A 2,634-nucleotide genomic window follows, 5' to 3' on the forward strand; every position below is an offset into this window, starting at 1 on the left:
CATAAAAGCTCGAACCCTCATTCAGGCGCGCCCGTAAAATTTACAGGCGCGCGCCGATGTAAGCAAAAAGCGAGGGCCGCGACAAGTTAATCTTGGAGCGGCCGTCTCGCTGCGGCAAAGCGTCTCATCCTGCCTCGCCGCCGACCTCATCAAAATTTGAACTTCACGCCTCCTTGGAAAAGGCGAGGGTTGCCAGCGTAGATCGAACCGGTCCCGTTCTGCGCCAGCGTGGCGTATCCATTCTGCACCACGACGCCATTGACCAGCGACACCGAGTTTTGAATGTTGTTCGCCGATGCGATCCAATTTCTGTCGAAAATGTTCCGCACCTCGAAATAGATCGCGAAATTTTTGACCGGCCAAGCTTCAATATCCCTGTCGAAGTGGACGTTGGCGTTGACGAGGCCGTAGCCCGGGATGGTCAGAACATTGCCGTTATCGAGGTAATAGGAGCTTTGATAGACGTATTCCACGAAAGCTCCCAATCCCTTGTAGTCGCCGAAAGGCTGGTCGTATGCGAGCCGCGCGGTCGCGGTATGCGGCGCGACGTTCGGGATTTTATAGCCGGCTCGATTGAAGTTGCCGGTCCGGCCGGTGGCGCCAGCGGTGCCCAGCAATTCGGTAAAATTCGTGAAAACCTGATTGTTGTATGAGTAGTTCGCCAATATCCGCCAGCCTTCGATCGGCCGCCAGTCCGTCAGCGCCTCCACGCCCCGATGCGCCGACCCCGCGGCGTTGAACGTATAGTTCAACAATCCCGCTCCGGGAGACTGGGTCAGTTGCTCATTTTGATACCACTCATGGAAGCCGGTTAAGCTGAACAGCACCGTTTCGTGAGGCCGCCAGTCGAATCCGATGTCGATGCCGCTGTTGCGCTGAGTCTTCAAATCGGTGTTTGCGCCCGGCTGACCCTGCTGGTTGACGAAGAGCTGCCCTGGATTGGGCGTGCCATAGCCGCTCGACGCGCGGAAATGCGTCAGCAGCTCCGGCCACGCCCGCCAGGTCACGGAAGCTTCAGGACCGACGTTCCAGTAAGTTTTGTTGACGGGAATGCCCTGCCATGTCGCGATTTGCGCAAAGGCCGGATTGGCGGGCGCATTCACGTAAGTGAATTGATCCTGTTTCGCGGCGATCTTCGTCATTTCGGTCGCCAGGCCGAGCACGAGCGTCACGTCACGCGACAGCGCGACCTCCTCCCGGCCGCGCGCGCCGAGATTCTGCATCATCGCATTCTGTTTCGCCTGAAGCGCGCCGGTCGCGCCATTTCCGACGGCCAGAGTGTTGTTGGTGTAACTCGTATAGCGGGCCCGGTTGAAATAGAGGCCGGCGAAATGCCTCGCCTCGAAGCCTGCGAGCGAGCCTAACTGGGTAATATCCGTGCTGGCGTTTACCGCCGGCTCGTCCTGAAGCGCGGCGGTGCTGCCGGTGGGCTGAATGATGTTCTTGTCGTCGTAAATCGCTTGCGTGCGCCATACCGTATTCGCGTCGAAATTATGCTCCCAGCGCAGCCCGAGCACATCGCGGCGATCGTTTCGATTGAATCCGGCCAGTGCGGCGGTTGTCTGATAATTTCCTCCGCCGGTGGGGTTCAATCCATAAAGCGAGACGCTGGCGTTGCCGCACAAGGACCGATTGAGATAGCCGAGCGGCGTCGCGGCTCCGAGCTGCGTCAGCGCATAGCAGCCATTCTGATAGGGATTGAGATAATATTGGTTGAGCGACAACCGTGACGAGAGATCTCCATACAGCTGGTTGTGGATGAACTTGAAGGTCAGAAGGTCGTTCGGGGTCACCTGCCATCGCGCGGTCGCGTTGACGGTCTGGGTGTCGTAGCGATTGTGAAGCGTAAAGCCGTCGCCGCGCACGTCGCTGGCGAAGATCGCAATGTCGACATTGCCGGTATGTTTACCGATAGCCGTGAAATTATTGAGATATCCGAACGACCCGAATTCGCTTCCGACATGCACGCCGTCAATTTCGGCGCCGGTTCGCGTGCGAAAGTTGATTGCGCCGCCATTGGCGAAATTGCCGAACAGGGCCGACGACGGCCCGCGATAGACGTCTACGCCAGCATAGGCGTGCGGATCGGTCAGGTCGGTGCGGGACAGGCCGTCGGGCTGGGTGACGGAAAAACCGTCTTCCAGCAGCACGATGTTGCGCACGCCGAAACCATTGCGCGCCGAAGAGCCGCGAATCGAGATGACGATGTCCCGCGGCCCGTTGCCCTGCTTGAATGAAACGCCCGGACTATATTGCAGCATCTCCCGAATCGAAACCATCGGCATGTTCTCGAAATCCTTGCCTTGGACGGTCGTGAACGTCTGTCCGGTGGGATCTCGATAGACGGGAAGCGCCAGCTTGCGCGGGCTGAACCCGGGAGCCGCCGTCCCGGCAGGCCCCGGCGTCGACGTCGCGGCGGTCACGCGCGCCGGTCCGCCGACCGGGCGAGCCACTGGACCGCGGCGGACGGCGGCGCGGGCGCCGCCGACCTCGATGGTGGGAAGCGACTGCTGCGCATCGGCGGCCGAGGCGGCGAACAGGCTGAGCGCGGCGCAAGAGACTCCTCCGAGGAGGCGAGAATGACGGATCATGACGAGTTTCCTTGTGCGCCGACGCCTATCGACGCATGAGAGG

At 60.2% G+C, this 2,634-nt stretch carries 1 protein-coding gene; it reads right to left on the reverse strand.

Annotated elements, in window-relative coordinates:
• Positions 1-149: 149 nt before the first annotated feature.
• Positions 150-2,591: a TonB-dependent receptor gene (locus tag QZ964_RS20825; protein WP_292534187.1), complete on the reverse strand. Its 2,442-nt coding sequence runs from the start codon at positions 2,589-2,591 to the stop codon at positions 150-152.
• Positions 2,592-2,634: the final 43 nt, after the last annotated feature.

The sequence above is a fragment of the Methylocystis sp. genome (assembly GCF_021731785.1).
GTDB lineage: Bacteria > Pseudomonadota > Alphaproteobacteria > Rhizobiales > Beijerinckiaceae > Methylocystis.